Below are 19,983 nucleotides of genomic sequence, written 5' to 3'. Positions count from 1 at the left end.
GACGTAGGCTAAGTCCAGTAACGGGAGCCACAGCTGCTGGCTAGCCGGAGCGGCAACTACGCTCAGAATTGCGATCGCGATCGCGCAGACGGTCCCGGCTAAAGCAGAACCCCAGACATTTTCTGGCCCTCTTACCCCCGATCGCCCCTCGGCAATACCCGCCGCCTCTTTACGCTGCTTGCCCAAGCGAGTCACAGCTGTGCCAGCTAAAAAGTAGGCCATTATTACGATGTACCCCCGCCAGCCCAGGCAGCCCCAAACAATGACCCCTAACACCCAGGCGTGCAGGTAACCGGCTGGGGTGAGCAGCTTTTTGGGCGATGCCCAGGCGATCGCCAACAGGGCCGTATTCAGCAGCGCTCCAATTAGCCACCCTGCCGCTTGGGAAGTCGGGAGCACTGTAGATAATATCGTCATAGACAAAGCCGCCACAGACAGAGCCATAGACTACCTCGTAGGCATTTCCCCTAGCCTACAGGGCAAAGGACTTGTGCAGGTGTAAGCAGTTACCCTGATCTGGCGCGGGGTCGTAGGTCAAGCGATCGGCCACTAGATACATAATTTTAAGCCCCCGCCCACCCTCAGAGTCTGGATTATTGACGGTAATTTTGTGGCGTAACACGGAGGCTAAATCAAAGCCAGGGCCTTGATCCCAAATGCGAATATCGATGGCGCAATCGCTTACGGCCACTTCAATTCGAACAGGGGTAACCAGAGGTAACCCAGCGTGGGCATGGCGGACGGCGTTAGTAAAGCCTTCGATCAGAGCGAGCTGACACTGTAGCCAAATATTGTGCGGAATAGGAGCAGCCTGAAACTGATCAAACCACGCCAGTACTGACTTTAGCGCTGTAGGGTCAGTTTGGGTCTCAATCTGGCTGGTGTGCTGATAGGTCAAAACAGGCTACGACTAGAGCGCTCACCTCTGCATCATAGGTCGAAGCCCACCCTGGCAAAAGCCTCAAAGCAAAGAGTTTTACATCTCTATCTTGTTTCAGCCCCTAGCTCAGGCTCTCATTTAAGGGAGTAGGACTGTCAAGCCAGGCTAGCAGATTGCGGCGCAGACGATTTAGATCACGGTAAAATTCCTGCTGTACAAACTGCCCCAGTGCATCGAGGGGGCTAAACGACGTACCGGGCTGCCAGCCAAACTCTTGAGCAATGGGGGTGGTATGAGAACCTGGCAGCATTTGTATGGTAGTTCGCTCGGTAAAGCGCCTGACCAGCACCTCTGACAAAGGCCGAGTTTGGTCGAGGGTGTCGCTGCGAAATTTAATCAGCAGATTGTGGGGCACTGGGTAGCGATCGCGCACCAGGGCCAGAGTCTGCTCTGGATCGGGGGTAAATTCGACGTTAAAGGCTGGGTTAAACTGCACCGCCTGCTCTAAGAATGGAATCGATCGCCGGGCGGGGTAGTTGTTGAAGCTCATGTAAATATTACCGGCCCGCTCCACCTCCCACAGGCAGTTGATCAACAGATGTACCTTGCAGCCCATGCTGTGCCCCAGGCCGTAGATAGGCAGGTGGCCATAGTCGACCAGCACTCGCTTATCTAGGTACCGCATTGCCTGATCAAAGGTGATCAACACCTCCTGAGCAATGACAGCGTGGTCAAAGGTATTGATGAAGGGAGTAGCTACGATCACATAGCCCTGCCGAGCCAGGTTTTCGAGCAGCCACTGATAGGTCACGCTGGGGGCCGCTGCCACAAAGGCTCCCCCTAAAAAATGCACGATTGCCGTGGGGTTTGGGGGCACTAAAATCCAGTTACCAGATATCTCTTGCCAGTTCATCACGACCTATGGCTGCATCCTTTAACGGTGAATGGATGGCAAATGGATCAGGCCAGCGCTGTCTGGCCTGATCCATTTGCATCTGTCTATCACTGTAGTCAGTTTGTCATGGGGATGGGCAGCCTTTAGCGATTGCCACCGATAAGAATAAGCACCTACATTACGCTCCAGCCATCATCTACCGCTGGGTGGGCTTGCCTTCCGCTTTGGTGGAGCGGTAAGCTCGATGGGCCGAATGAGGGAAAAGCTATGGGGCAGGGTACCGCGATCGCAGAACGCACCATATCGGTTAACGGCTTAACCTGGTTTTATCGCGAGCACGAGCCCATCGGCACTTCATCCCGACTGCCGGTAATCTTGCTCCACGGCCTGGTATCTCAAAGCTACAGCTGGCGGCAGGTGATGCCCGTTTTGGCCCAGCAGGGGTTCCGCACCATTGCCCCCGACTGGATTGGTCACGGTTTCTCAGACAAGCCCGATCGCCGCGACTTTGCCTATACCCCCGAAACCTTTATCAATGCCCTGGGCGCGTTGCTCGATGCCCTCAATCTGCCTCAGGTGCACCTGGTAGCCCAGGGGTTTCTAGGCTCAGCTGGCATTCAGTACGCCCTACAGCACCCCGATCGAGTCGATCGCTTAGCCATAATCAATGCTCCCATTGGCCCTGGGGCCAAACTGCCCTGGAAGATTCGTCAAATGGGTCTGCCCCTAGCCGGAGATATGATTACCCAAGACCCACTATTAGTCGATCGCACCCTGGAAGGGGGCGGCCCCTATCAAATAGACGACGCCGATTTAGATGTTTACCGGCGACCCTTCCTGAAAAGTTCAGATGTAGGCCGGGCCTTGATGACGACGGTACGGCGAATGGACATAGATGAGGTTAGCCGTGCGATCGCCGCCGATTTACCCAACTGGGATCATCCTACGCTGGCGCTGTGGGGGCTAAGTGACCCCTGGCTACCGGTCAGTCTAGCTGAGACTGCTGTACAAACCCTTCCCAACGGCGAACTGCAAACCCTAGATCAGGTAGGACACTACGCCCAAGAAGACTGGGCCGAGAAAGTGGCTGCGGCCCTTGACAGCTTTTTGCGTCAGATGGTCCCCTAGAGTATTCCACCTCACAAAACATCTGTTTAAGGGCTCAAACACGGGCGGCCTGTTGGGCCGATGGCGGTGAAACCCCAACTAGGTATTTAGTTAGATAGCCTGATTAAACAGGTTAGGCAACAGCACCGTAACCTAAATAAAAAACTATAAAATAAAGACCTGTAGCAAACCTGCATGAATTGTGAAAATTTGTAGAGCAGGCATCTCGCTTTATAAATCAACTCGGATTGCAGGAGAAATAGGTTGTGCTGTGGCTTAGGTAACAAGCATCTACCCAAGGAGTTTTTGATGGCAGTCAAACAGAAGTTTCAAAGTTTTTCAGATCTATTGGCTGAGGCTAAAATTCCTGTCTTAGTCGATTTCTACGCCACCTGGTGCGGTCCCTGCCAGATGATGGCAGGCATCCTCACTGAGGTCAATAATGAGCTTAAAGGCCAGCTCAAAATCGTCAAAATTGACACTGATAAATATCCTCAAATTGCCTCTCAGCACCAGGTGGCGGCTCTGCCCACACTGGTGCTGTTTAAGGCTGGGCAGCCCGTAGATCGCATCGAAGGAGTGTTACCCGCCGCCCAGCTAGTCACCCGCCTCCGGACTCACCTGGGCTAGGGTATGACAGCGGTACCTTGCGCGATCGCCCTGGGTAGCAATCTAGGCGATTCCCAGCAAATCCTTCGGGCGGCTTTGGTTGCCCTCCACGACCCACCTAACGTAGAACTGGTCTCTCAGTCTAGCGTTTACCAAACCGTGCCTATTGGTCCAGCCCAGCCCGATATTCTAAACGCCTGCGCCCTAATCAACACTACCCTGTCGCCCCAGCATCTACTCAGTCGGCTGCTGCAAATCGAACAAAACTTCGGTCGCGTGCGTCGCCAACGATGGGGACCCCGCACCCTCGATCTCGACCTCATCTTCTATGGCCAGGTATGTCTCAATGAGCCAAATTTGCACGTCCCGCACCCCAGATTACGAGAACGTGCCTTTGTCCTCGTTCCTCTGGCTGACATAGCCCCCGACTGGCTTGACCCTGTCAGTGGCCAGTCGGTCAAGCGCCTTTGCGACGCCCTTGACCCTGCTGGGGTAAAGCGCCTGGGTACCATCCTCCGTTAGCCTTAAATTAGTCATCCTAAGATGGCTACAATGGGGTGATCATTTGTGCCCTTTTTGAGCCTTTACCTATGCCTCTTGGTCAAGAGCCTCCTCAACTGCTAAAGCAGCGCCTGTTCTACGAGGGCCGTAAGTTTAACTTTGAGGTCAATCGGCTGCGATTGCCCAACCGCGCCGAGGGTGACTGGGAATGTATTCGCCATCCTGGTGGAGCCCTAGCGGTGCCCGTTACCGCCGCAGGTGAGTTGGTCATGGTGCGCCAGTATCGCTTTGCGGTACTAGGGCGGCTGCTAGAGTTCCCAGCAGGTACTATCGAAGCTGAAGAAGCTCCTATCGATACTATCCGCCGAGAAATTCAGGAAGAGATTGGCTACACCGCCCAAACCTGGCTGCCCATTGGCAACTTTCCGCTGGCTCCTGGCTATTCTGACGAAATTATTTATGCCTTTCTAGCCACCGATCTAGAGCCGATTGAGTCGCCCCCTGAAGCCGATGCTGACGAAGATATAGAAGTTGTCCTGTTTACCCCAGTTCAGCTAGAAAAAGCGATTTTGGCCGGAGAAGCAGTGGACGCCAAATCGATCGCCAGCTTCTACCTAGTTAAACCTTACCTGGAGAAGCTGGCAGCACTTTAGAGCGTTTAAATGACAGGTCTTAGTCGTAATGGCCAATTACGGTTTTGGCAGAATAGCGTACCTTTGGCAGGTCGGCGTACTTGTCGTCAGCAGCGCGGTAACCTGCTGCACATAGCACTACTGCCGAGTATCCTTGAGCCGGAAGCTGGAGCAGTTCGTCAAACTTTGCTGGGTCAAACCCCTCCATGGGACAAGTATCTACCCCTAGCAGGGCGGCTGAGTACATCAAAAACCCTAGGGCAATATAGACTTGCCGGGTAGCCCAGCTTTCCATTGTGATCGGGTACGGTGGTTCAGCTAAAAATCCCTTGACCATGCCCCCATAGTTGGCCAGCGTTTCCATAGGCACATCACGCACTGTGGCCATACGCTCCACAAACTGATCTACTTCGGCGGTGCCGATGTCCTTTTTAATTGCCAGTACCACCAAATGTGAGGCATCAGTTACCTGAGCTTGGCCCCAAGCATGGTCGCGCAGTTGCTGTCGCAGATCGGGGTTACGCACCACAAAAAATTTCCACGGCTGTAGCCCAAACGAGGAAGGAGACAAAACGAGGCTCTGTTCAAGAACGCTCCAAACATCGTCAGGAATTTTTTGTTCTGAATCAAACTGCTTCGTGGCATAGCGCCAGTTAAGCTGCTGTACAATCTGGTCTGGAGTGGTTAGAGAGTTGTGCATAGTTTTACAAAAGTGCAGTGAAACAGGCCGAAGGTTTGGGCAATGTTTGAGTTTGGGTCTACAGCAATCATTCCCGTAGGCATCCTCAGTCATGGAACATTTCTTTACATTAATGCTCCATGAGCACAACGTGTTGCTGCCACAGCCTTTTGTTGGGCTAACTGAGCTTGTGGCTGGCCAAGCTGTAATAAGGGTTTAGCCAATCTAGACTGAGTTCATAGAGGTGGTCGATCACCCAGGTAGCTCGACGATGAATCATTTGGTAGGGGTAGGTGTGAGCAACTCCTAGTACTGGCACACCAGCATGCTTAGCCGCGTCAATACCGGCAAAAGAATCTTCAATAGCCAGACAGTCGGCAGGGCACAAGGCCAGGTCACCAAACTGTTGATTGAGGCGATCAATGGCTAGTAAATACCCATCGGGGGCAGGTTTGCTCACTCCAATCGCGAGATCGTCTGCTGAAATAATTAGCCCTACGTGCTCCCCCCAACGAACCAAGGACAGCACGGTTTCAATTTCGCTACGGCGTGCTCCCGATACAATCGCTAGCTTGAGCTGCGCTGCCCGAATTTGGTAAATCAAGTCATCAAGACCAGGGTATAGGGGCAGCGGATCTAGTCCAGCAAGTACCTCTTGATAGCGAGCAGCTTTGCGATCAAGCAATTTTTCTAAATAAATATCGGATACTACGCGCCCTTGGCGGGCTAGTAAGTCACTGAGGCAGGCTGCATCCGATCGCCCTAAGCAATACTCCTCCAGGTCTTGAGGATTAGGCCGGAGATTCTCCTCTAGGAGCAACTCCTCAATCAACCGCTCATGGATGGCCTCGTCGTTGATAACGATGCCGTTAAAGTCCAATAAAACCGCCTTTAAAGCCATTAACCCAGCCAGAGAAATATTAAGAGATACAACATACATTCACATCTATCAGCTTAGCCCGGTTTCGGAGTCTCTAGAATGCCGCTCCAGCCTCCTGGGCTGAGCTTTCAGGGTTGGCTTAAGAAGACAAGCTGGAGAGTAGCCATCGGCGTTACAGGAGTTAGTCTCGCTCTGCTGAACGGGTGACTACCCCGTAAATCTACGGACATTTGCGATTGACCTCCGCCAGAGTACCGTAGATCAACGATGGTGAATGCCGGTGTCACTCCCGAGAATAGACACAGTTCTCAGCGAACCCGCTCTCGTAAGGACATCACAGATATGGCTACCGAAACTTCGACAATCCGCTCCCGTGGCATGGAACTGCTGATGCAGTACAAGCAGTCTCCCTCGGTGCAGTTACGCAATAGACTAGTACAACTTAATGCCGGCCTAGTCCGCAAAATTGCCCATCGGGTCAGCCATCAGTGCTCTGAACCCTACGAAGATCTGGAGCAAATTGGCTACATCGGTCTAATTCGGGCCATTGAGCGGTTTAACCCTGGCCAGGGCTGTGCTTTTAGCTCCTTCGCGGTTCCATACATTCGTGGTGAGATGCTGCACTTCCTGCGCGATCGCGGCACTACCGTCAAGATTCCCCGTCGTTGGCAAGATCTTCAAAAAGAATCCCAAAAGCTTCAAATGGAGCTGATGCGCACTCTGGGCCACAATCCAACTGACCATGAAATGGCCGATGCCCTAGAGGTATCTGTCAAAGAATGGCGGGAAGTTAAGATGGCTCACAAAAACCGTCTGCCCCTCAGCCTTGATGCTACAGTTTGCCAACAAGTGGACTCCAATATCACGCTTGGCGAAACCCTACCCGACACTCATTACCAGCTCATGCAGGCGCTAGAGGAAGATCGCCAACAAGTCCAGCGCGCGCTGAATCAGCTTGAAGCCAAAACCCGTACCGCCATTGAATTTGTCTTCTTCAAGGGCCTATCACGCAAAGAAGTAGCTGAGAAGATTGGCGTTAGCCCTATGACCGTTACCCGCCGCATTCAGCGTGGGGTAGATGAGATGGTCGCATTCTTGCAGCCTCAGGAGCTAAGCACCGATCCCTAGGTCTAGCTGGCCCTATTTTAACTTATGAGAGCGATCGCCGCAGGAAGTTCAAGAGAGACTTCCTGCGGCGATATGTTTGAGGGGGAAAGTGGACTATCTCCTCAATAGCCAAACTTTTGTACTAAGTTCAATAATTTTTGAAATAGCTGTAGCAATGCTGACAACAATTAGCGGCATGAGCCTGTTTTATAAGGTTGCCCTAAATAGGATTTTGCCGGTGCTATTGGGTTAATTCTATGGAGCCAATTGTGATCCTTAGAGTTCAGATACAAAATGATAACTGCGATTGGCAGTTAGCCGCAATCCCTTAAGCAAAGAGAGTTTTAGCCTGCTGCAGAGACCATAATCCGAGCTTAATTTGATTTGGGTATTGTCTAAGCAATAGAAATGCTCTAAGACATTAACCGAAGTCTGAAAACGCTGTTTTTGATTTCTTAAGAAAACAAGTACTTTTTGCTGGAATAAGCGCCATGGTAGTAGCTTCCTTTCCCCAGACTAAAGCCCTCACTGACGAAGAACTGCGTAAGATACATGCCTACTGGCGAGCCTGTAACTACCTTGCTATCGGCATGATTTATCTGCGCAGTAACCCCCTGCTGAAAGAGCCGCTCATGGCTGAGCACGTCAAATACCGACTGCTGGGCCACTGGGGTGCTTCCCCCGCCCTCAGCTTTACCTACATCCACTGCAACCGATTGATCAAAAAGTACGACCTGGACATGATCTTCGTAGCCGGACCAGGCCACGGTGCGCCGGGGGTGCTGGGGCCGGTCTATCTAGAGGGCACCTATTCAGAGATTTATCCCGATAAGGGTATGGATGAAGACGGTCTGCGCCGCTTCTTCAAGCAGTTTTCTTTCCCTGGACACATCGGCAGCCACGTTACCCCCGAGACCCCGGGGTCTATCCACGAGGGAGGCGAGCTGGGCTACAGCATTTCCCATGCCTATGGGGCAGTGCTGGACAACCCAGACCTGATTGTGACCTGCGTGGCGGGCGACGGTGAGGCCGAAACTGGCCCTCTGGCCACCTCCTGGCACTCTAATAAGTTCATCAACCCGGCTCGCGACGGTGCAGTGCTGCCGATTCTCAACCTGAACGGCTACAAAATCGCCAACCCCAGCATTCTCTCTCGGGTTTCCCATGAGGAACTGGAGTGCCTCTTTAGGGGCTACGGCTATACCCCCTACTTTGTCGAAGGCAGCGATCCCGCCGAGATGCACCAGAAAATGGCTGCGGTGATGGAAGAATGCGTCCTTAAAATTAAGGACATTCAGCACGAGGCCCGGATTAACGGCCATGTGGAGCGCCCCCGCTGGCCGATGATTGTGCTGCGTACTCCCAAGGGCTGGACTGGGCCTAAAGAGGTGGATGGTCACAAGGTGGAGGGCTTCTGGCGATCGCACCAGGTGCCCATGGGCGGCATGCACAGCAACCCTGAGCACCTGCACCTGCTCGAAGCGTGGATGCGCAGCTACGGTCCCGAAGAACTATTCGACGAGAACGGTACCCTGATTCCTGAGCTGAGAGACCTGGCTCCGGTCGGCCACCGCCGTATGGGCGACAACCTGCACGCTAACGGCGGCATGCTGCGCAAGGCGCTGAAGCTGCCCGACTTCCGCGAGTACGCCATCGACGTGCCCAAACCCGGTAGCGTGGAGTTTGAAAATACCAAGGCTCTAGGCATTTTCATGCGCGATGTAATGCGCGATAACCCTACCAACTTTCGTCTGATGGGGCCTGATGAAACGGCCTCTAACCGACTGCACCCGGTGTATGAGGTGACCAAAAAAGCCTGGATGGCCGACTTTTTGCCTGAAGATCTGGACGGCGGTGAACTCTCCCGCGATGGGCGGGTAATGGAAATGCTTAGCGAACATACCCTCCAGGGCTGGCTAGAAGGTTACCTACTAACCGGACGCCATGGGCTCTTCCACACCTATGAAGCCTTTGCCCACGTGGTTAGCTCGATGTTTAACCAGCATGCCAAGTGGCTAGACATTTGTAAAAATCATGTGCCCTGGCGGCGATCGGTGTCGTCGCTGAACATTTTGCTGTCGTCATTGGTGTGGCGGCAAGACCACAACGGCTTCAGCCACCAGGATCCTGGCTATGTGGATCTGGTGACTAACAAAAGCCCCGACGTGGTGCGGGTCTACTTTCCGCCCGATGCCAACTGCCTGCTGTCGGTAGCCGACCACTGCTTCCGCAGCGTCGACTACATCAACGTGATTGTCTCTGACAAGCAGAACCATCTCCAGTACCTGAATATGGATGCGGCGGTGACCCACTGCACCAAAGGTATCGGCATTTGGGACTGGGCCAGCAACGATGACTGCGGCACCGAGCCCGACATTCCCGATGTGGTGATGGCCTGCTGCGGCGACATTGTCACCAAAGAATCCCTGGCGGCCACAGCCATTTTGCGGGAAGAGTTTCCGTACCTGAAAGTACGATTTATCAACGTCGTTGATCTATTCACCCTGATCTCTCAAGGGGAGCACCCCCACGGGTTGAGCAACCGTGATTTTGACTCGCTGTTTACCCCAGACAAACCGGTCATCTTCAACTTCCACGGCTATCCCTGGCTGATTCACAAGCTGGTTTACCGCCGCTCGAATCAGTCGCGCATCCACGTGCGGGGCTACAAGGAACAGGGCAATATCAACACCCCGCTAGAACTGGCGATTAGAAATGAAATTGACCGCTTTAACCTAGTGATCGACGTGATTGATCGGGTGCCCAAGCTGGGATCAGCGGCAGCCCATGTGAAAGAGAGGATGAAGAACAAGATTATTGATTGTCTCACCTACGCCCACACCGAGGGAAAAGATCAAGACGATGTTGTTAACTGGCAGTGGCCTTACTAGGCACTTAGGTGCCATCAGCGGGTAAAGCCCCACAGGCTTGACTCCATTAAAGGCGGTCTGACAATCTCAGGCCGCTTTTCGTTTGGCCAAGCGAAGACTGCACCGCTGAAACCCAAGCATTAACGACAGGCTCACTATCCTTGCCGCAGGTACCGCAACGCAGCACATCTTCCTGGTGCTTTGCTTGCGCTTACCTGCGATCGCCCCCTTAGCACGTCTTATTCTGAAAATCGCACTGATAAATAAAGGGTTCTTGCCAGTGCAGCGGAATTTCGAGCAGGTCGCGGGTGCCGGTAATACCCTGGCTGATAAACAGCAACACCGCTACGGTATTGAGTGCCGCATGGGTCAGCCGCCAGCGCTTGGACTTATAAATTTCGGGCAGGGTGGCCAGGGCAAAAATCATCAGCATCGCCGCCGCCATACCCAGATAAAAGTGCGACACCTGCCACTCATAGCCCCGCCGAAATACCCCCGGCTGCATGCCCAGCAGCCATAGGCCCGTGCCCGTGAGGGTGGCCATCACCCCTCGCCAAAGGGGCGTTCTAGATTTGTACAAAGCTACTAAGGCAGCTAGGGTCAACGCGTACATCGCCACCACGAACACCACCCGAAACGGATTTTCGGCCCAAGCATTTTCGCGGGCAATAGTCTTAAAAATTGGGTGGGCTAGCCCCAGCAGCACCAGCCCCACCACGGCCCCAGATAGCCACTGGCCCACCCGCACGTGCTCTTTGCCCACCACCGGAGCAATAGTGGTTTTAGTTTTGTTGGCCACCGCCAGTCGCCGCTGCCGGGTTTGCACGGCAAAGTAAACGGCCACGCCAATCAGCGGCATCACCACCGTAACGGCTATAAAGGGGTGCAGTAGTCTTAGCAGATCGGGAGCATCTAACATGACAAGTATCCTTGGGCTGACAACGCTTAGGGGAAAAATGTGACTCTAGACCGTTGTTTTTTACTCTAAAGCAAAGCCCAGCGGTCATGCCGTGCTGCAATTAACATTGCAGGCTCATCCTAAGCGATCGCCCTATATCCAAAGATTAAAGCGAGATAAGTGTTGCTCCAGCGCCTTGGGCAATTGTTTGGCAATGTCGCCCTTGGTCTTGAAGCTCAATCGATTTTGGGCAGGCAGGTCAAAGGGGTACTGCCCAACGATATCGGGGCGCTCCATCTGGGCCAGCAAAATCTGCTCGGCGGGTTTGGCCTGGAGAGCGTAGCCCATCTCTACGCAAACATGTGGGCTGGGCACCAGCAAGGTTGTGTTGCCCTCCACTGCGGTAATCGGGGTGCCGTCGGCTACAAACAGCAGCGACTTGCGAATTTTGCGAGTCAGGGCACTGTTTAAGCGGGCGGGGCCGTCGCTGAGGCGATTTGACACTTCCAGTGTTAGCGCAACGCGCGATCGTTTGTTCAGGCTCTCGATCGCATCGGTGAGAGCCTGGTGCAGCACCTCCGCTGACTCGTCGTATTCCTGCTGATAGCAGAAGTAGATGATTGGCTCTAGATGGGCCATCACCTCCAGTTTGGTGAAGTAGATCTCATGGCTGATCAAGTCGATATTAGCGATTCCATAGCCGCCGCTGCCCTCAATGTAAAACTCCACCGTTTCACCATCCAGGTAGCGCTGAAACCAGGCCGACTGCTTCACATCGGCACTGTCGTCTAAAAAATCGGCCCGCAGTCCCGACTTCAGCAGGCTATTTTTGCTGAGCCGCAGATCGTGGGGGCGCTTTTCTAGCTCTCGCACCGGCTCGTAGGCTTCAAGATACCAGGCTTTGAGGGCGATAATGGCCATAACGAGTCATCCTCTGGGGCTAAACGTGGCCTGTTTGAGCCAGGCCATCGGGCAAGGGTCAGAAATTATCGCTTGATTCTAAGGCCAGATGACGATTCAGATAGAAACAAAATCGAAAGAAATAATGCATCCTCGCCGTAGAGCTGTCGAATGCTTACCTGGCTTTCGTCAGGAACAATCTAGGCTATGCGGCTTAGCACTCATCACAGCTTTATAGTTCAATTGTACTAAATTTTCCTGACTGCAGAGAACTTGGTCTAGGCTATTTGGGTCTGCTCCCGTGCTTTGCCTTCAAGGATGCTCACCATGATTGACCTGTACTACTGGACGACCCCCAACGGCCACAAAATTACTATTTTTCTTGAAGAGGCCGATGTAGATTACACCATCAAGCCCATTCACATCGGCAAGGGCGAGCAGTTTGCTGCCGATTTTTTGCAAATTGCGCCCAACAATCGCATTCCTGCCATTGTCGACCACGAGCCTGCCGATGGCGGCGCACCCCTGAGCCTGTTTGAGTCGGGGGCGATTTTGCAGTACCTGGGCGAGAAAACCGGGCGGTTTTTGCCGCAGGGGTTGCGCGATCGCGCCAACGTCATGCAGTGGCTGTTCTGGCAGATGGGCGGGCTGGGGCCAATGCTGGGCCAAAACCACCACTTCGGCAGCTACGCCCCCGAAAAGATTCCCTACGCCATCAACCGCTACGTCAAAGAAACTGAGCGCCTCTACGGCGTTCTCAACACCCAGCTTGAAGGCCAGGAGTTTATTGCAGGCGACTACTCGATCGCCGACATGGCCTGCTACCCCTGGATTGTGCCCTACCAAACCCAACAGCAAAACCTGGAAGATTTCCCTCACCTAAAGCGCTGGTTTGAGGCTATCCAGGAGCGTCCAGCCGTGCAGCGAGCCTACAAAATGGCCCAAACTATCAGCTCCGAATCGACTATGACCGAGGAGGCGAAAAAGATCTTGTTTGGCCAGGGCAGACGGTAGAAAACAAGGGGGCATTTCCTTCGACTCCGCTCAGGAAACGCCCCCTTACCGTCATAACCTTTCCACTGACTTAGGCCAGCACCCCATTTAGGAAAATATCGGTCAAACACTCTGCCAAGTCTTTCATCGACTGGGGCGAGGCGGCCTCATCGCCCAGGGTGTCTTGGCTAAAACCGGCGACAGTAAACATGCCCAAAAACACCCGCGCCACCATCCGGGCATTCATGGGCCGATAGACGCCGCGATCCATGGCGGTTTGAAAAAAGGCCTCGGCTACGTCGATCATTTTGCCGATTACTTCGGTTTGAATTTGCTCGCGTAGCTCGGGGTGAAACTGCGCCTCCATGAAGCACACTCGCATCAGGGCCGAATTTTTTTGCAGGTTGAGCATGCGCCGCTGCATCACCTGACCAATCGCCTTATAGCTGGCCATCTCGCTCAGCTCGGTGAGCAAGTCGGTGAGAATTTCGACCCAGCCCTGGCTAGCAACCGCGACCAAAATGGCTTTCTTATTCTCAAAATGGCGAAATAGGGTACCTTCAGCCACCCCCGCCACCTGAGCCAGTTCGCGGGTGGTGGTAGCTCCGTACCCCCGCTTTGCAAACAGCTTGAGTGCTGCTTGCAAAATCTTAGTTTCGGTATCAACTTCGGCGGCGGCTTTAAAGAAAGGCACCATGATCATAGCCCTCTAAAGGTGAGCGCAAGCTAGCACTTGAAGCCCATTGTGACGCCATAATCTTAAGGCTCAGGGCGAGGTTTACATAACCTCATAAAACCTGAGATAACTACTCCTGAGGGGCCGATTCTGATGTAACTAGCGTTTGCTTCACAATTTCATCGCTGATTTTCCGCTGCAGGTCGGTGTTATCGGCTGACTGCTCCAGAATACTGTTGAAGGTATCGATCGAAAGGCCATCGGCTTCAATGGCTTTTTCCATATCGGCTTCGGTGCTTTGGCGAATGGCAATAATGCGGTCTACGGCAGCCTGAAACTGCTTGTTTTCTTTTTTCGAAATCTTGGCCTTTGCAGCGACCTTAGCCATATCATCGGGGCTTTCGGCAGCGCCAGTTAGCTGGGTTTCTGCGATCGCATTAAAGCGATCAATGCTCAGCCCTTCGTCTTCAACGGCCTGAGCCATTTCCCGTTCGGCCTGCAAGCGCAAGAGCTGCACTTCTTGATAGGCCTTGGCAAAAATGGGAATATCGCTATCGCTGATTGCAGCGGGGGTGACGTCGACCACCTCAACGGTAGGCTCCTGGGCCAGCAGCGGAGCAGCAGGGCTAGCCCACGCCGTTCCTGGCATCAGCCACGCCAGCATTACGAGTAGGGCAGCAGCACAATATTTCACCATACGGGTCTCCTGATTACGCAAAACGTCGGCCTGGACAGTCTTCCCTAGCCTAGCCTTTTGTTAGCACATCGGCATGGTGGCGCAGGTGGTCGGCCATAAAAGAGGATATAAAAAAGTAGCCGTGATCGTACTCTGGCTGCATGCGTAAAATTAGGGGCTGTCCGGCGGCTTTGCAGGCGGCGGCAAAGACGTCTGGCAAGAGCTGGTTCTGCGCCAAGAATGTATCGGCGGTGCCCTGATCGATCAAAATAGTGCGATCGGTGCGGGCGTGCTGTTTCACCAGTTCTGTTGCGTCGTACTGCTGCCAGGCCGCAGGGTCTGAACCTAGATAACCCGAAAACGCCTTTTGCCCCCAGGGGCATTGAGAGGGTGCGGCGATCGGGGCAAAGGCTGAGATCGACTTGAACAGATCGGGGTTGCGCAGCCCGCACACCAGCGCTCCGTGCCCCCCCATGGAGTGACCCAAAATACCCATGCGATCGCGCCGCACCGCAAACTCCGCCGCAATCAGCTCCGGCAGTTCGTTCACCACATAGCTATACATGTTGTAATGGGTGCTCCAAGGGGCCACTGTTGCATCCACGTAAAACCCAGCCCCAGTGCCAAAGTCCCAGGCATCGGCCTCATCGGGTACATCCTCACCGCGGGGGCTGGTGTCGGAGGCTACCAGCATCAGCCCATGTTCAGCAGCGTAGCGCTGCGCCCCAGCCTTACTGGTGAAATTATCTTCAGTGCAGGTCAACCCTGACAGGTAGAACAGCACCGGCACCGGGCCAGTCTCCGCCTGGGGCGGTACAAACACCGCAAACCGCATCTCGCAGTTGCAGACGTTTGACGGGTGGCTATAGTAGCCCACGTTGCCGCCGAAGCAGGCGTGTTGGTTGTGGAGGGTGAGGGGCATGGGAGGGGTTTTAGGTTTTGGGTTTTAGGTTTCAGGTGAGAGGTGCTCGGTCCACGGTGTGCGGTTTACGGTTGGTGGTTCACGGTACGCGGTTGGTGGTTCACAGTAGTGCATGGTTGCCGTTTACCGTGCACCGTTGACCCGATACCCAACACCCAACACCCCCTAAAACGTCACGACGCTGCGGATGCTCTCACCCCGGTGCATGAGGTCAAAGGCGGTGTTGATCTTGTCGAGGGGCATGACGTGGGTGATTAGATCGTCAATATTAATCTTGCCATCCATGTACCAGTCCACGATTTTGGGTACATCGGTACGGCCTCTGGCTCCTCCAAAGGCGGTACCCTTCCACTCTCGCCCAGTTACCAGCTGAAAGGGGCGAGTGCTGATTTCTTCGCCCGCCGCCGCGACGCCGACAATCACGCTCACCCCCCAGCCCTTGTGGCAGCACTCCAGCGCCTGGCGCATCAGCTTGACGTTGCCGATGCACTCAAAGCTGTAGTCGGCCCCGCCGCCGGTAAGGTCGACCAGGTAGGGCACCAGGTCACCCTCAATCTCTTTGGGGTTGACGAAGTGGGTCATACCAAACTTTTCGGCTAGCTCTTTTTTGCCGGGGTTGATGTCAACGCCGATAATTTTGTTGGCCCCCACCATGCGACAGCCCTGGATCACGTTGAGACCAATGCCGCCGAGGCCAAACACGACAACATTAGCCCCCGGCTCTACTTTGGCGGTGTTGATCACCGCGCCAATGCCGGTGGTAACGCCGCAGCCGATGTAGCAAACCTTTTCAAACGGTGCGTCGGGGCGAATTTTGGCCAGGGCAATCTCAGGCACCACGGTGTAGTTCGAAAAGGTGGAGGTGCCCATGTAGTGGAACAGCGGCTCGCCGTCCAGGGAAAAGCGGCTAGTGCCATCGGGCATGAGGCCGCGCCCCTGAGTCAGGCGAATGGCCTGGCAGAGGTTGGTCTTAAAACTCAGGCAGTACTCACACTGGCGGCATTCGGGCACGTACAGCGGAATCACGTGATCCCCAGGCTTGAGGCTGGTAACGCCGGGGCCAATTTCGGCTACCACTCCAGCCCCTTCGTGACCCAGCACTGCCGGGAACAGCCCTTCTGGGTCTTTGCCGGAGAGGGTGTAGGCATCGGTATGGCAAATGCCGGTGGCTTTGATTTCGACCAGCACTTCACCCTCGCGGGGGCCTTCGAGCTGAACGGTTTCGACAGTGAGAGGTTGGCCTGGGCCAAGGGCAACGGCAGCTCTAACATCCACGGGCAAAATCTCCTTTGGGTAGTTGAAGTGATGGTTTTTGCCAATGACCAATACAGACACCTAATCAAGATGCAGCTCGCTTAGGCGGGCATTGACTTCTGCGAAGGCGCTAGACCGCTAAAGAGCCATTGCAACACTTTAGCCAGCTTACCGACTTTGCGGCTCTTAAGCCATGTGTCATCCTTCCCAAACATTCCTCAGCACAATGACCGATGTTGGGTTAGCGATCGGCCAGACCGCTTAGCGGGCGGGCATCTTGACCCCAATGGGTTCTTGCATCTAACTATGATTCGACTGAGGCAGCGATCGAGCAAATCGTCTTGTGAGCAGACTCAATCAGCTGGTTTTACGCTGATTGAAGGATTAATTGTGGTGGCGATTATTGGGCTGATGGCGGCGATCGCAGCTCCCTCTTTCTTTGGGTTTTTGCAGCAGCGCAAGATCAACACAGCCCGCGATATGTTGTATCAGGCCCTGCGAGTCACTCAAACCGATGCCATGCAGCAGCGCCACGATCGCCGCTTTAGCATTCGCGAACGCAACGGCCAAGTTGAGTGGGCGAACCATCCCGAGTCCTTAGTGGTGCAGAAAACTCCTGAAACCCCTATAAATTAAGGATTCTCACCGAGATGGCGATATTGAGGTTTATCGGGTAAACGAACGAGGGCAATGGGTTTCAGGCGCTGATTTAACCGTTCAGGTCATCCATCATGAGACTCAAAAAAGTTTTCTGCACCACTAAGTCCCGAGTCTGTCCTGGCCAATCGAGTAACGGTTTGGCAGCCCCTGATAGACGACGTTGTACTAGCTGACATTGACAACACACTGACTAAAAGCGGCGGCATTTACTACACGCGGTTCGATATGTACGGCAACCTGAAATCAAAAACCATTGGGGAACAGGGCACCATTACCCTGACAATTTCTGGGAAACGGGACACTCATCGCTGCGTAGTAGTCTCGACCGTGCTGGGAGCCATACGCAAGGGCAAAGGACAACCCAAGGCCAACAACAAACGCTTTTGCTACTAACCTCAACACTCATTTAGAGCAAAACCGAGTTTAATGGGTTAGCGATTGTGAGTGGTTTGGGGAGTAGCAATGCCAGAACGAAACGAGGGTTGGTATGTGGTTCAGGGAGAAGACGGTAGTTGTCAGGTGCTCTCTGCCGAAAATATTAGTCGCGAGCGGCTCCAAGATCAGCGCCCAATTTGGGGTCCCTATGCCACTCAGGATGAGGCGATCGCCCGCCGAGTTGGCCTAATTCGCAGCGGCAAGTGCAACCCTGTTTAAAAGCTGCCCGAAGGTAAGGGACTCGAAAATTAATCAAGTCCCAGCGTCATTCCCACACAGGCGGAAATCCGTTGTGGAGCAGCTACTCTAGCTGGTACTTGATTTTGAGGCGCATCCCTAAGCGGCTACGTTTTATGTTTCCCAGCATTCTCGCTAGGTAGGAAGCCAAGCCACCAAGGTTAATTAAGAGCATAGCCCCTTAGGCTCAAGGGCTAGCCCCTAGTCTGCTTCGCGCCCGCGCAGAGAATCGTAGCTCTGCAAGAACCAGGCGTAGGTATGCTCAATGCCGGTTTTGAGGTCGGTCTTGGCTTGCCATCCCGCTGCGTTAAGCCGCGACACGTCTAGCAGCTTGCGAGGGGTGCCGTCGGGCTTGGTGGTATCGAATACCAGTTCACCTTCGTAGCCAACCACCGCTTTCATGGTCAGGGCCAGCTCTTTAATCGACACTTCCTGCCCAGTACCAACGTTGACGAAATCGATACCGTCGTAGGTATTCATTAAGAACACCAGGGCGTCAGCCAGATCATCGACATACAAAAATTCGCGTAAGGGGGTGCCGGTGCCCCATACGGTAACGGTGGGGTCGCCGTTCACCTTGGCCTCATGAAACTTGCGCATGAGGGCAGGCAGCACGTGGGAGTTGGCCAGATCAAAGTTGTCGTTGAGGCCGTAGAGGTTGGTGGGCATGGCCGAGATAAAGTTGACCCCATACTGGCGGCAGTAGTTTTCGCAGAGCTTGAGGCCAGCAATTTTGGCGATCGCATAGGGTTCATTGGTCGGCTCCAAAAAACCGGTCAGCAGGTAGTCTTCTTTCATTGGTTGGGGGCACAGCTTGGGATAGATACAGGATGACCCCAAAAACAGCAGCTTCTGCGCTCCGTGGCGATAGGCGCTGTGGATGATGTTGGCCTCAATCATCAAGTTGTCGTAGAGAAACTCGGCCCGGTAGGTGTTGTTGGCGTGAATACCGCCGACTTTAGCCGCCGCAAGAAAGACGTAGTCTGGCTTCTCAGTAGCGAAAAACTCATTTACTGCGGCCTGATTACGTAGGTCTAGCTCCCGACTGGAGCGCAGGAGCAAATTCTCATAGCCCTGGGCTTTGAGGGTTCTGATCAGGGCGCTGCCCACCAGACCTCGAGAACCCGCCACATAAATTTTAGATTGAGTATCCATAGGATTTAGTTCAGATAAAAATTACGAGAAAACTTGTGTAGATGGCTTATCCTCGCTGCCATGAGTCTGCCACCAGGGGGTCGCCAACGGCAACTTCTGTTTGCCGAGTTTAGCGGTAGTTCACAATAAGGGCTTAGGCTCATCTCAAGTTTCCCACTCATTCGCGCCATGACCCTATCGCCCCTGCATAATCAGCGCTGGCAATTTTGGATCGATCGCGGCGGCACCTTTACTGATATTGTGGCTCGCCGCCCCGATGGGCAAATTATCGTCCACAAGCTGCTGTCGGAAAACCCCGATCGCTACGCCGATGCGCCTATACAGGGCATTCGCGACCTGCTGGGGCTCAAGAAAGATGAGACCATCCCCGCCGCCGCTATTGAAGCGGTAAAGATGGGGACGACGGTGGCGACCAATGCACTGCTGGAACGCAAGGGCGATCGCGTTCTGCTACTCACCACCAGAGGATTTAAAGACGCCCTCCGCATTGGCTACCAAAACCGCCCCAACATTTTTGCCCGCCACATTGAGCTACCAGAAATGCTTTACGAACAGGCGATCGAGGTCAACGAACGCCTCAGCGCCGAAGGCGAAGTGCTGGTTTCTTTAAATAATCTAGAGGAAACCCGACTCATTCAATCCCTTCAAAAAGCTTTTGAAACCGGGATTCGAGCCTGCGCCATTGTGCTCATGCACGGCTATCGCTACCCCGCCCACGAGGTGCGCCTGGGCGAACTCGCCCGCCAGGTCGGCTTTACCCAAATCTCCCTCTCCCACCAGGTCAGCCCGCTGATCAAGCTAGTCAGCCGGGGCGATACGACAGTGGTAGATGCCTATCTGTCGCCGATTCTCAGGCGGTATGTGGATCGGGTAGCAGGGCAGCTAAAGGCAGCAGCCAGCAGCCAGCAGCCAGCAGACGAACAGCTCCTCGCACAGTTCCACCCCTACCAGGAGGGGACAGCGTCTATCCAGCTCCAAAATGCATCCCATCCCCCATCCACCCATCCACCCATCTAC

Annotated in this window: 22 protein-coding genes; 10 read left to right on the top strand and 12 right to left on the bottom strand. The window is 54.1% G+C overall.

Going from position 1 to position 19,983, the window contains the following annotated elements:
- From IQ273_RS15355 to IQ273_RS15345, 3 genes are all read right to left on the bottom strand, one after another.
- Positions 1 to 423, bottom strand: a 423-nt coding sequence (locus IQ273_RS15355; RefSeq protein ID WP_397197885.1) for a DUF92 domain-containing protein, incomplete at its 3' end; no start/stop codon positions are given.
- 49 nt (positions 424 to 472) lie between these two features.
- Positions 473 to 898, bottom strand: coding sequence for an anti-sigma regulatory factor (locus tag IQ273_RS15350; RefSeq protein ID WP_194024050.1), 426 nt, complete (start codon positions 896 to 898; stop codon positions 473 to 475).
- Between the two features lie 103 nt (positions 899 to 1,001).
- Entirely contained in the window at positions 1,002 to 1,793 is a 792-nt protein-coding gene (locus tag IQ273_RS15345) for a DUF1350 family protein (protein ID WP_194024049.1), read from the bottom strand.
- A gap of 249 nt (positions 1,794 to 2,042) precedes the next feature.
- On the opposite strand from IQ273_RS15345, the gene IQ273_RS15340 reads away from it, so the two are divergent.
- The 4 genes from IQ273_RS15340 (at position 2,043) to IQ273_RS15325 (ending at position 4,645) form a co-directional block, all read left to right on the top strand.
- Positions 2,043 to 2,903, top strand: a complete 861-nt coding sequence (locus IQ273_RS15340; RefSeq protein ID WP_194024048.1) for an alpha/beta fold hydrolase — start codon at positions 2,043 to 2,045, stop codon at positions 2,901 to 2,903.
- A gap of 288 nt (positions 2,904 to 3,191) precedes the next feature.
- Positions 3,192 to 3,512 (top strand): thioredoxin, encoded by a 321-nt coding sequence (gene trxA, locus IQ273_RS15335; RefSeq protein ID WP_194024047.1) that lies wholly within the window; start codon positions 3,192 to 3,194, stop codon positions 3,510 to 3,512.
- 3 nt (positions 3,513 to 3,515) lie between these two features.
- Positions 3,516 to 4,013, top strand: coding sequence for a 2-amino-4-hydroxy-6-hydroxymethyldihydropteridine diphosphokinase (folK, locus tag IQ273_RS15330; protein ID WP_194024046.1), 498 nt, complete (start codon positions 3,516 to 3,518; stop codon positions 4,011 to 4,013).
- Positions 4,014 to 4,081: 68 nt separating this feature from the next.
- A complete protein-coding gene (locus IQ273_RS15325) occupies positions 4,082 to 4,645 on the top strand; it encodes an NUDIX hydrolase (protein ID WP_194024045.1) in 564 nt (187 codons plus the stop codon).
- 19 nt (positions 4,646 to 4,664) lie between these two features.
- On the opposite strand, the gene IQ273_RS15320 is transcribed toward IQ273_RS15325, so the two are convergent.
- Both IQ273_RS15320 and IQ273_RS15315 read right to left on the bottom strand, forming a co-directional pair.
- Positions 4,665 to 5,324: an NAD(P)H-dependent oxidoreductase gene (locus IQ273_RS15320; protein ID WP_194024044.1), complete on the bottom strand. Its 660-nt coding sequence runs from the start codon at positions 5,322 to 5,324 to the stop codon at positions 4,665 to 4,667.
- A 157-nt stretch (positions 5,325 to 5,481) separates the two neighbouring features.
- Positions 5,482 to 6,243 (bottom strand): HAD family phosphatase, encoded by a 762-nt coding sequence (locus IQ273_RS15315; RefSeq protein WP_228053095.1) that lies wholly within the window; start codon positions 6,241 to 6,243, stop codon positions 5,482 to 5,484.
- A gap of 282 nt (positions 6,244 to 6,525) precedes the next feature.
- Here IQ273_RS15315 and IQ273_RS15310 point away from each other — a divergent pair, with 282 nt between their 5' ends.
- Together IQ273_RS15310 and IQ273_RS15305 are read left to right on the top strand one after the other, a co-directional pair.
- On the top strand, positions 6,526 to 7,311 hold the full coding sequence (locus IQ273_RS15310; protein ID WP_194024043.1) for an RNA polymerase sigma factor SigF: 786 nt from the start codon (positions 6,526 to 6,528) through the stop codon (positions 7,309 to 7,311).
- Positions 7,312 to 7,781: 470 nt separating this feature from the next.
- A complete protein-coding gene (locus IQ273_RS15305) occupies positions 7,782 to 10,181 on the top strand; it encodes a phosphoketolase (RefSeq protein ID WP_194024042.1) in 2,400 nt (799 codons plus the stop codon).
- 208 nt (positions 10,182 to 10,389) lie between these two features.
- Here the strand turns inward: IQ273_RS15305 and IQ273_RS15300 are convergent, their stop codons facing one another.
- Together IQ273_RS15300 and IQ273_RS15295 are read right to left on the bottom strand one after the other, a co-directional pair.
- On the bottom strand, positions 10,390 to 11,079 hold the full coding sequence (locus tag IQ273_RS15300; protein ID WP_194024041.1) for a DUF4079 domain-containing protein: 690 nt from the start codon (positions 11,077 to 11,079) through the stop codon (positions 10,390 to 10,392).
- Between the two features lie 132 nt (positions 11,080 to 11,211).
- A complete protein-coding gene (locus tag IQ273_RS15295; RefSeq protein ID WP_194024040.1) occupies positions 11,212 to 11,979 on the bottom strand; it encodes a hypothetical protein in 768 nt (255 codons plus the stop codon).
- Positions 11,980 to 12,285: 306 nt separating this feature from the next.
- Here IQ273_RS15295 and IQ273_RS15290 point away from each other — a divergent pair, with 306 nt between their 5' ends.
- The gene (locus IQ273_RS15290) at positions 12,286 to 12,972 is read left to right on the top strand and encodes a glutathione binding-like protein (RefSeq protein ID WP_194024039.1); all 687 of its coding nucleotides are present in this window, start codon (positions 12,286 to 12,288) and stop codon (positions 12,970 to 12,972) included.
- Positions 12,973 to 13,042: 70 nt separating this feature from the next.
- Here the strand turns inward: IQ273_RS15290 and IQ273_RS15285 are convergent, their stop codons facing one another.
- From IQ273_RS15285 to IQ273_RS15270, 4 genes are all read right to left on the bottom strand, one after another.
- Positions 13,043 to 13,648 carry a TetR/AcrR family transcriptional regulator gene (locus IQ273_RS15285; RefSeq protein ID WP_035985031.1) on the bottom strand — a complete coding sequence of 202 codons (606 nt, stop codon included), beginning with the start codon at positions 13,646 to 13,648 and terminating at the stop codon, positions 13,043 to 13,045.
- A gap of 109 nt (positions 13,649 to 13,757) precedes the next feature.
- Positions 13,758 to 14,324 carry a DUF4168 domain-containing protein gene (locus IQ273_RS15280; RefSeq protein ID WP_194024038.1) on the bottom strand — a complete coding sequence of 189 codons (567 nt, stop codon included), beginning with the start codon at positions 14,322 to 14,324 and terminating at the stop codon, positions 13,758 to 13,760.
- A 49-nt stretch (positions 14,325 to 14,373) separates the two neighbouring features.
- The gene (gene fghA, locus IQ273_RS15275) at positions 14,374 to 15,225 is read right to left on the bottom strand and encodes an S-formylglutathione hydrolase (protein WP_194024037.1); all 852 of its coding nucleotides are present in this window, start codon (positions 15,223 to 15,225) and stop codon (positions 14,374 to 14,376) included.
- Positions 15,226 to 15,390: 165 nt separating this feature from the next.
- Entirely contained in the window at positions 15,391 to 16,500 is a 1,110-nt protein-coding gene (locus tag IQ273_RS15270; protein WP_194024036.1) for an S-(hydroxymethyl)glutathione dehydrogenase/class III alcohol dehydrogenase, read from the bottom strand.
- 285 nt (positions 16,501 to 16,785) lie between these two features.
- On the opposite strand from IQ273_RS15270, the gene IQ273_RS15265 reads away from it, so the two are divergent.
- Together IQ273_RS15265 and IQ273_RS15260 are read left to right on the top strand one after the other, a co-directional pair.
- Positions 16,786 to 17,115: a Tfp pilus assembly protein FimT/FimU gene (locus tag IQ273_RS15265; RefSeq protein WP_194024035.1), complete on the top strand. Its 330-nt coding sequence runs from the start codon at positions 16,786 to 16,788 to the stop codon at positions 17,113 to 17,115.
- Between the two features lie 486 nt (positions 17,116 to 17,601).
- Complete coding sequence (locus tag IQ273_RS15260) at positions 17,602 to 17,793, top strand: hypothetical protein (protein WP_194024034.1); 192 nt, start codon at positions 17,602 to 17,604, stop codon at positions 17,791 to 17,793.
- A gap of 219 nt (positions 17,794 to 18,012) precedes the next feature.
- Here IQ273_RS15260 and IQ273_RS15255 read toward each other — a convergent pair whose 3' ends face one another.
- Positions 18,013 to 18,966, bottom strand: a complete 954-nt coding sequence (locus IQ273_RS15255; protein ID WP_194024033.1) for a GDP-L-fucose synthase — start codon at positions 18,964 to 18,966, stop codon at positions 18,013 to 18,015.
- Between the two features lie 168 nt (positions 18,967 to 19,134).
- On the opposite strand from IQ273_RS15255, the gene IQ273_RS15250 reads away from it, so the two are divergent.
- The coding region (locus IQ273_RS15250) for a hydantoinase/oxoprolinase N-terminal domain-containing protein (RefSeq protein ID WP_194024032.1) at positions 19,135 to 19,983 on the top strand (849 nt) is incomplete at its 3' end.

It is taken from the genome of Nodosilinea sp. LEGE 07298 (assembly GCF_015207265.1).
Lineage (GTDB): Bacteria > Cyanobacteriota > Cyanobacteriia > Phormidesmidales > Phormidesmidaceae > Nodosilinea.
The sequence above is the reverse complement of the archived record's forward strand: the minus strand, read 5'-3'. Positions and strand labels throughout refer to the sequence as shown.

Excerpts from the sequence above, each read along its gene's own strand:
- folK (WP_194024046.1), top strand. The coding sequence starts at position 3,516 with ATGACAGCGGTACCTTGCGCGATCGCCCTGGGTAGCAATCTAGGCGAT.
- IQ273_RS15310 (WP_194024043.1), top strand. The coding sequence starts at position 6,526 with ATGGCTACCGAAACTTCGACAATCCGCTCCCGTGGCATGGAACTGCTG.
- IQ273_RS15265 (WP_194024035.1), top strand. The coding sequence starts at position 16,786 with ATGATTCGACTGAGGCAGCGATCGAGCAAATCGTCTTGTGAGCAGACT.
- IQ273_RS15300 (WP_194024041.1), bottom strand. The coding sequence starts at position 11,079 with ATGTTAGATGCTCCCGATCTGCTAAGACTACTGCACCCCTTTATAGCC.
- IQ273_RS15255 (WP_194024033.1), bottom strand. The coding sequence starts at position 18,966 with ATGGATACTCAATCTAAAATTTATGTGGCGGGTTCTCGAGGTCTGGTG.
- IQ273_RS15295 (WP_194024040.1), bottom strand. The coding sequence starts at position 11,979 with ATGGCCATTATCGCCCTCAAAGCCTGGTATCTTGAAGCCTACGAGCCG.
- IQ273_RS15325 (WP_194024045.1), top strand. The coding sequence starts at position 4,082 with ATGCCTCTTGGTCAAGAGCCTCCTCAACTGCTAAAGCAGCGCCTGTTC.
- IQ273_RS15280 (WP_194024038.1), bottom strand. The coding sequence starts at position 14,324 with ATGGTGAAATATTGTGCTGCTGCCCTACTCGTAATGCTGGCGTGGCTG.
- IQ273_RS15285 (WP_035985031.1), bottom strand. The coding sequence starts at position 13,648 with ATGGTGCCTTTCTTTAAAGCCGCCGCCGAAGTTGATACCGAAACTAAG.
- IQ273_RS15260 (WP_194024034.1), top strand. The coding sequence starts at position 17,602 with ATGCCAGAACGAAACGAGGGTTGGTATGTGGTTCAGGGAGAAGACGGT.
- IQ273_RS15315 (WP_228053095.1), bottom strand. The coding sequence starts at position 6,243 with ATGTATGTTGTATCTCTTAATATTTCTCTGGCTGGGTTAATGGCTTTA.
- IQ273_RS15340 (WP_194024048.1), top strand. The coding sequence starts at position 2,043 with ATGGGGCAGGGTACCGCGATCGCAGAACGCACCATATCGGTTAACGGC.
- IQ273_RS15290 (WP_194024039.1), top strand. The coding sequence starts at position 12,286 with ATGATTGACCTGTACTACTGGACGACCCCCAACGGCCACAAAATTACT.
- fghA (WP_194024037.1), bottom strand. The coding sequence starts at position 15,225 with ATGCCCCTCACCCTCCACAACCAACACGCCTGCTTCGGCGGCAACGTG.
- IQ273_RS15320 (WP_194024044.1), bottom strand. The coding sequence starts at position 5,324 with ATGCACAACTCTCTAACCACTCCAGACCAGATTGTACAGCAGCTTAAC.
- trxA (WP_194024047.1), top strand. The coding sequence starts at position 3,192 with ATGGCAGTCAAACAGAAGTTTCAAAGTTTTTCAGATCTATTGGCTGAG.
- IQ273_RS15345 (WP_194024049.1), bottom strand. The coding sequence starts at position 1,793 with ATGAACTGGCAAGAGATATCTGGTAACTGGATTTTAGTGCCCCCAAAC.
- IQ273_RS15305 (WP_194024042.1), top strand. The coding sequence starts at position 7,782 with ATGGTAGTAGCTTCCTTTCCCCAGACTAAAGCCCTCACTGACGAAGAA.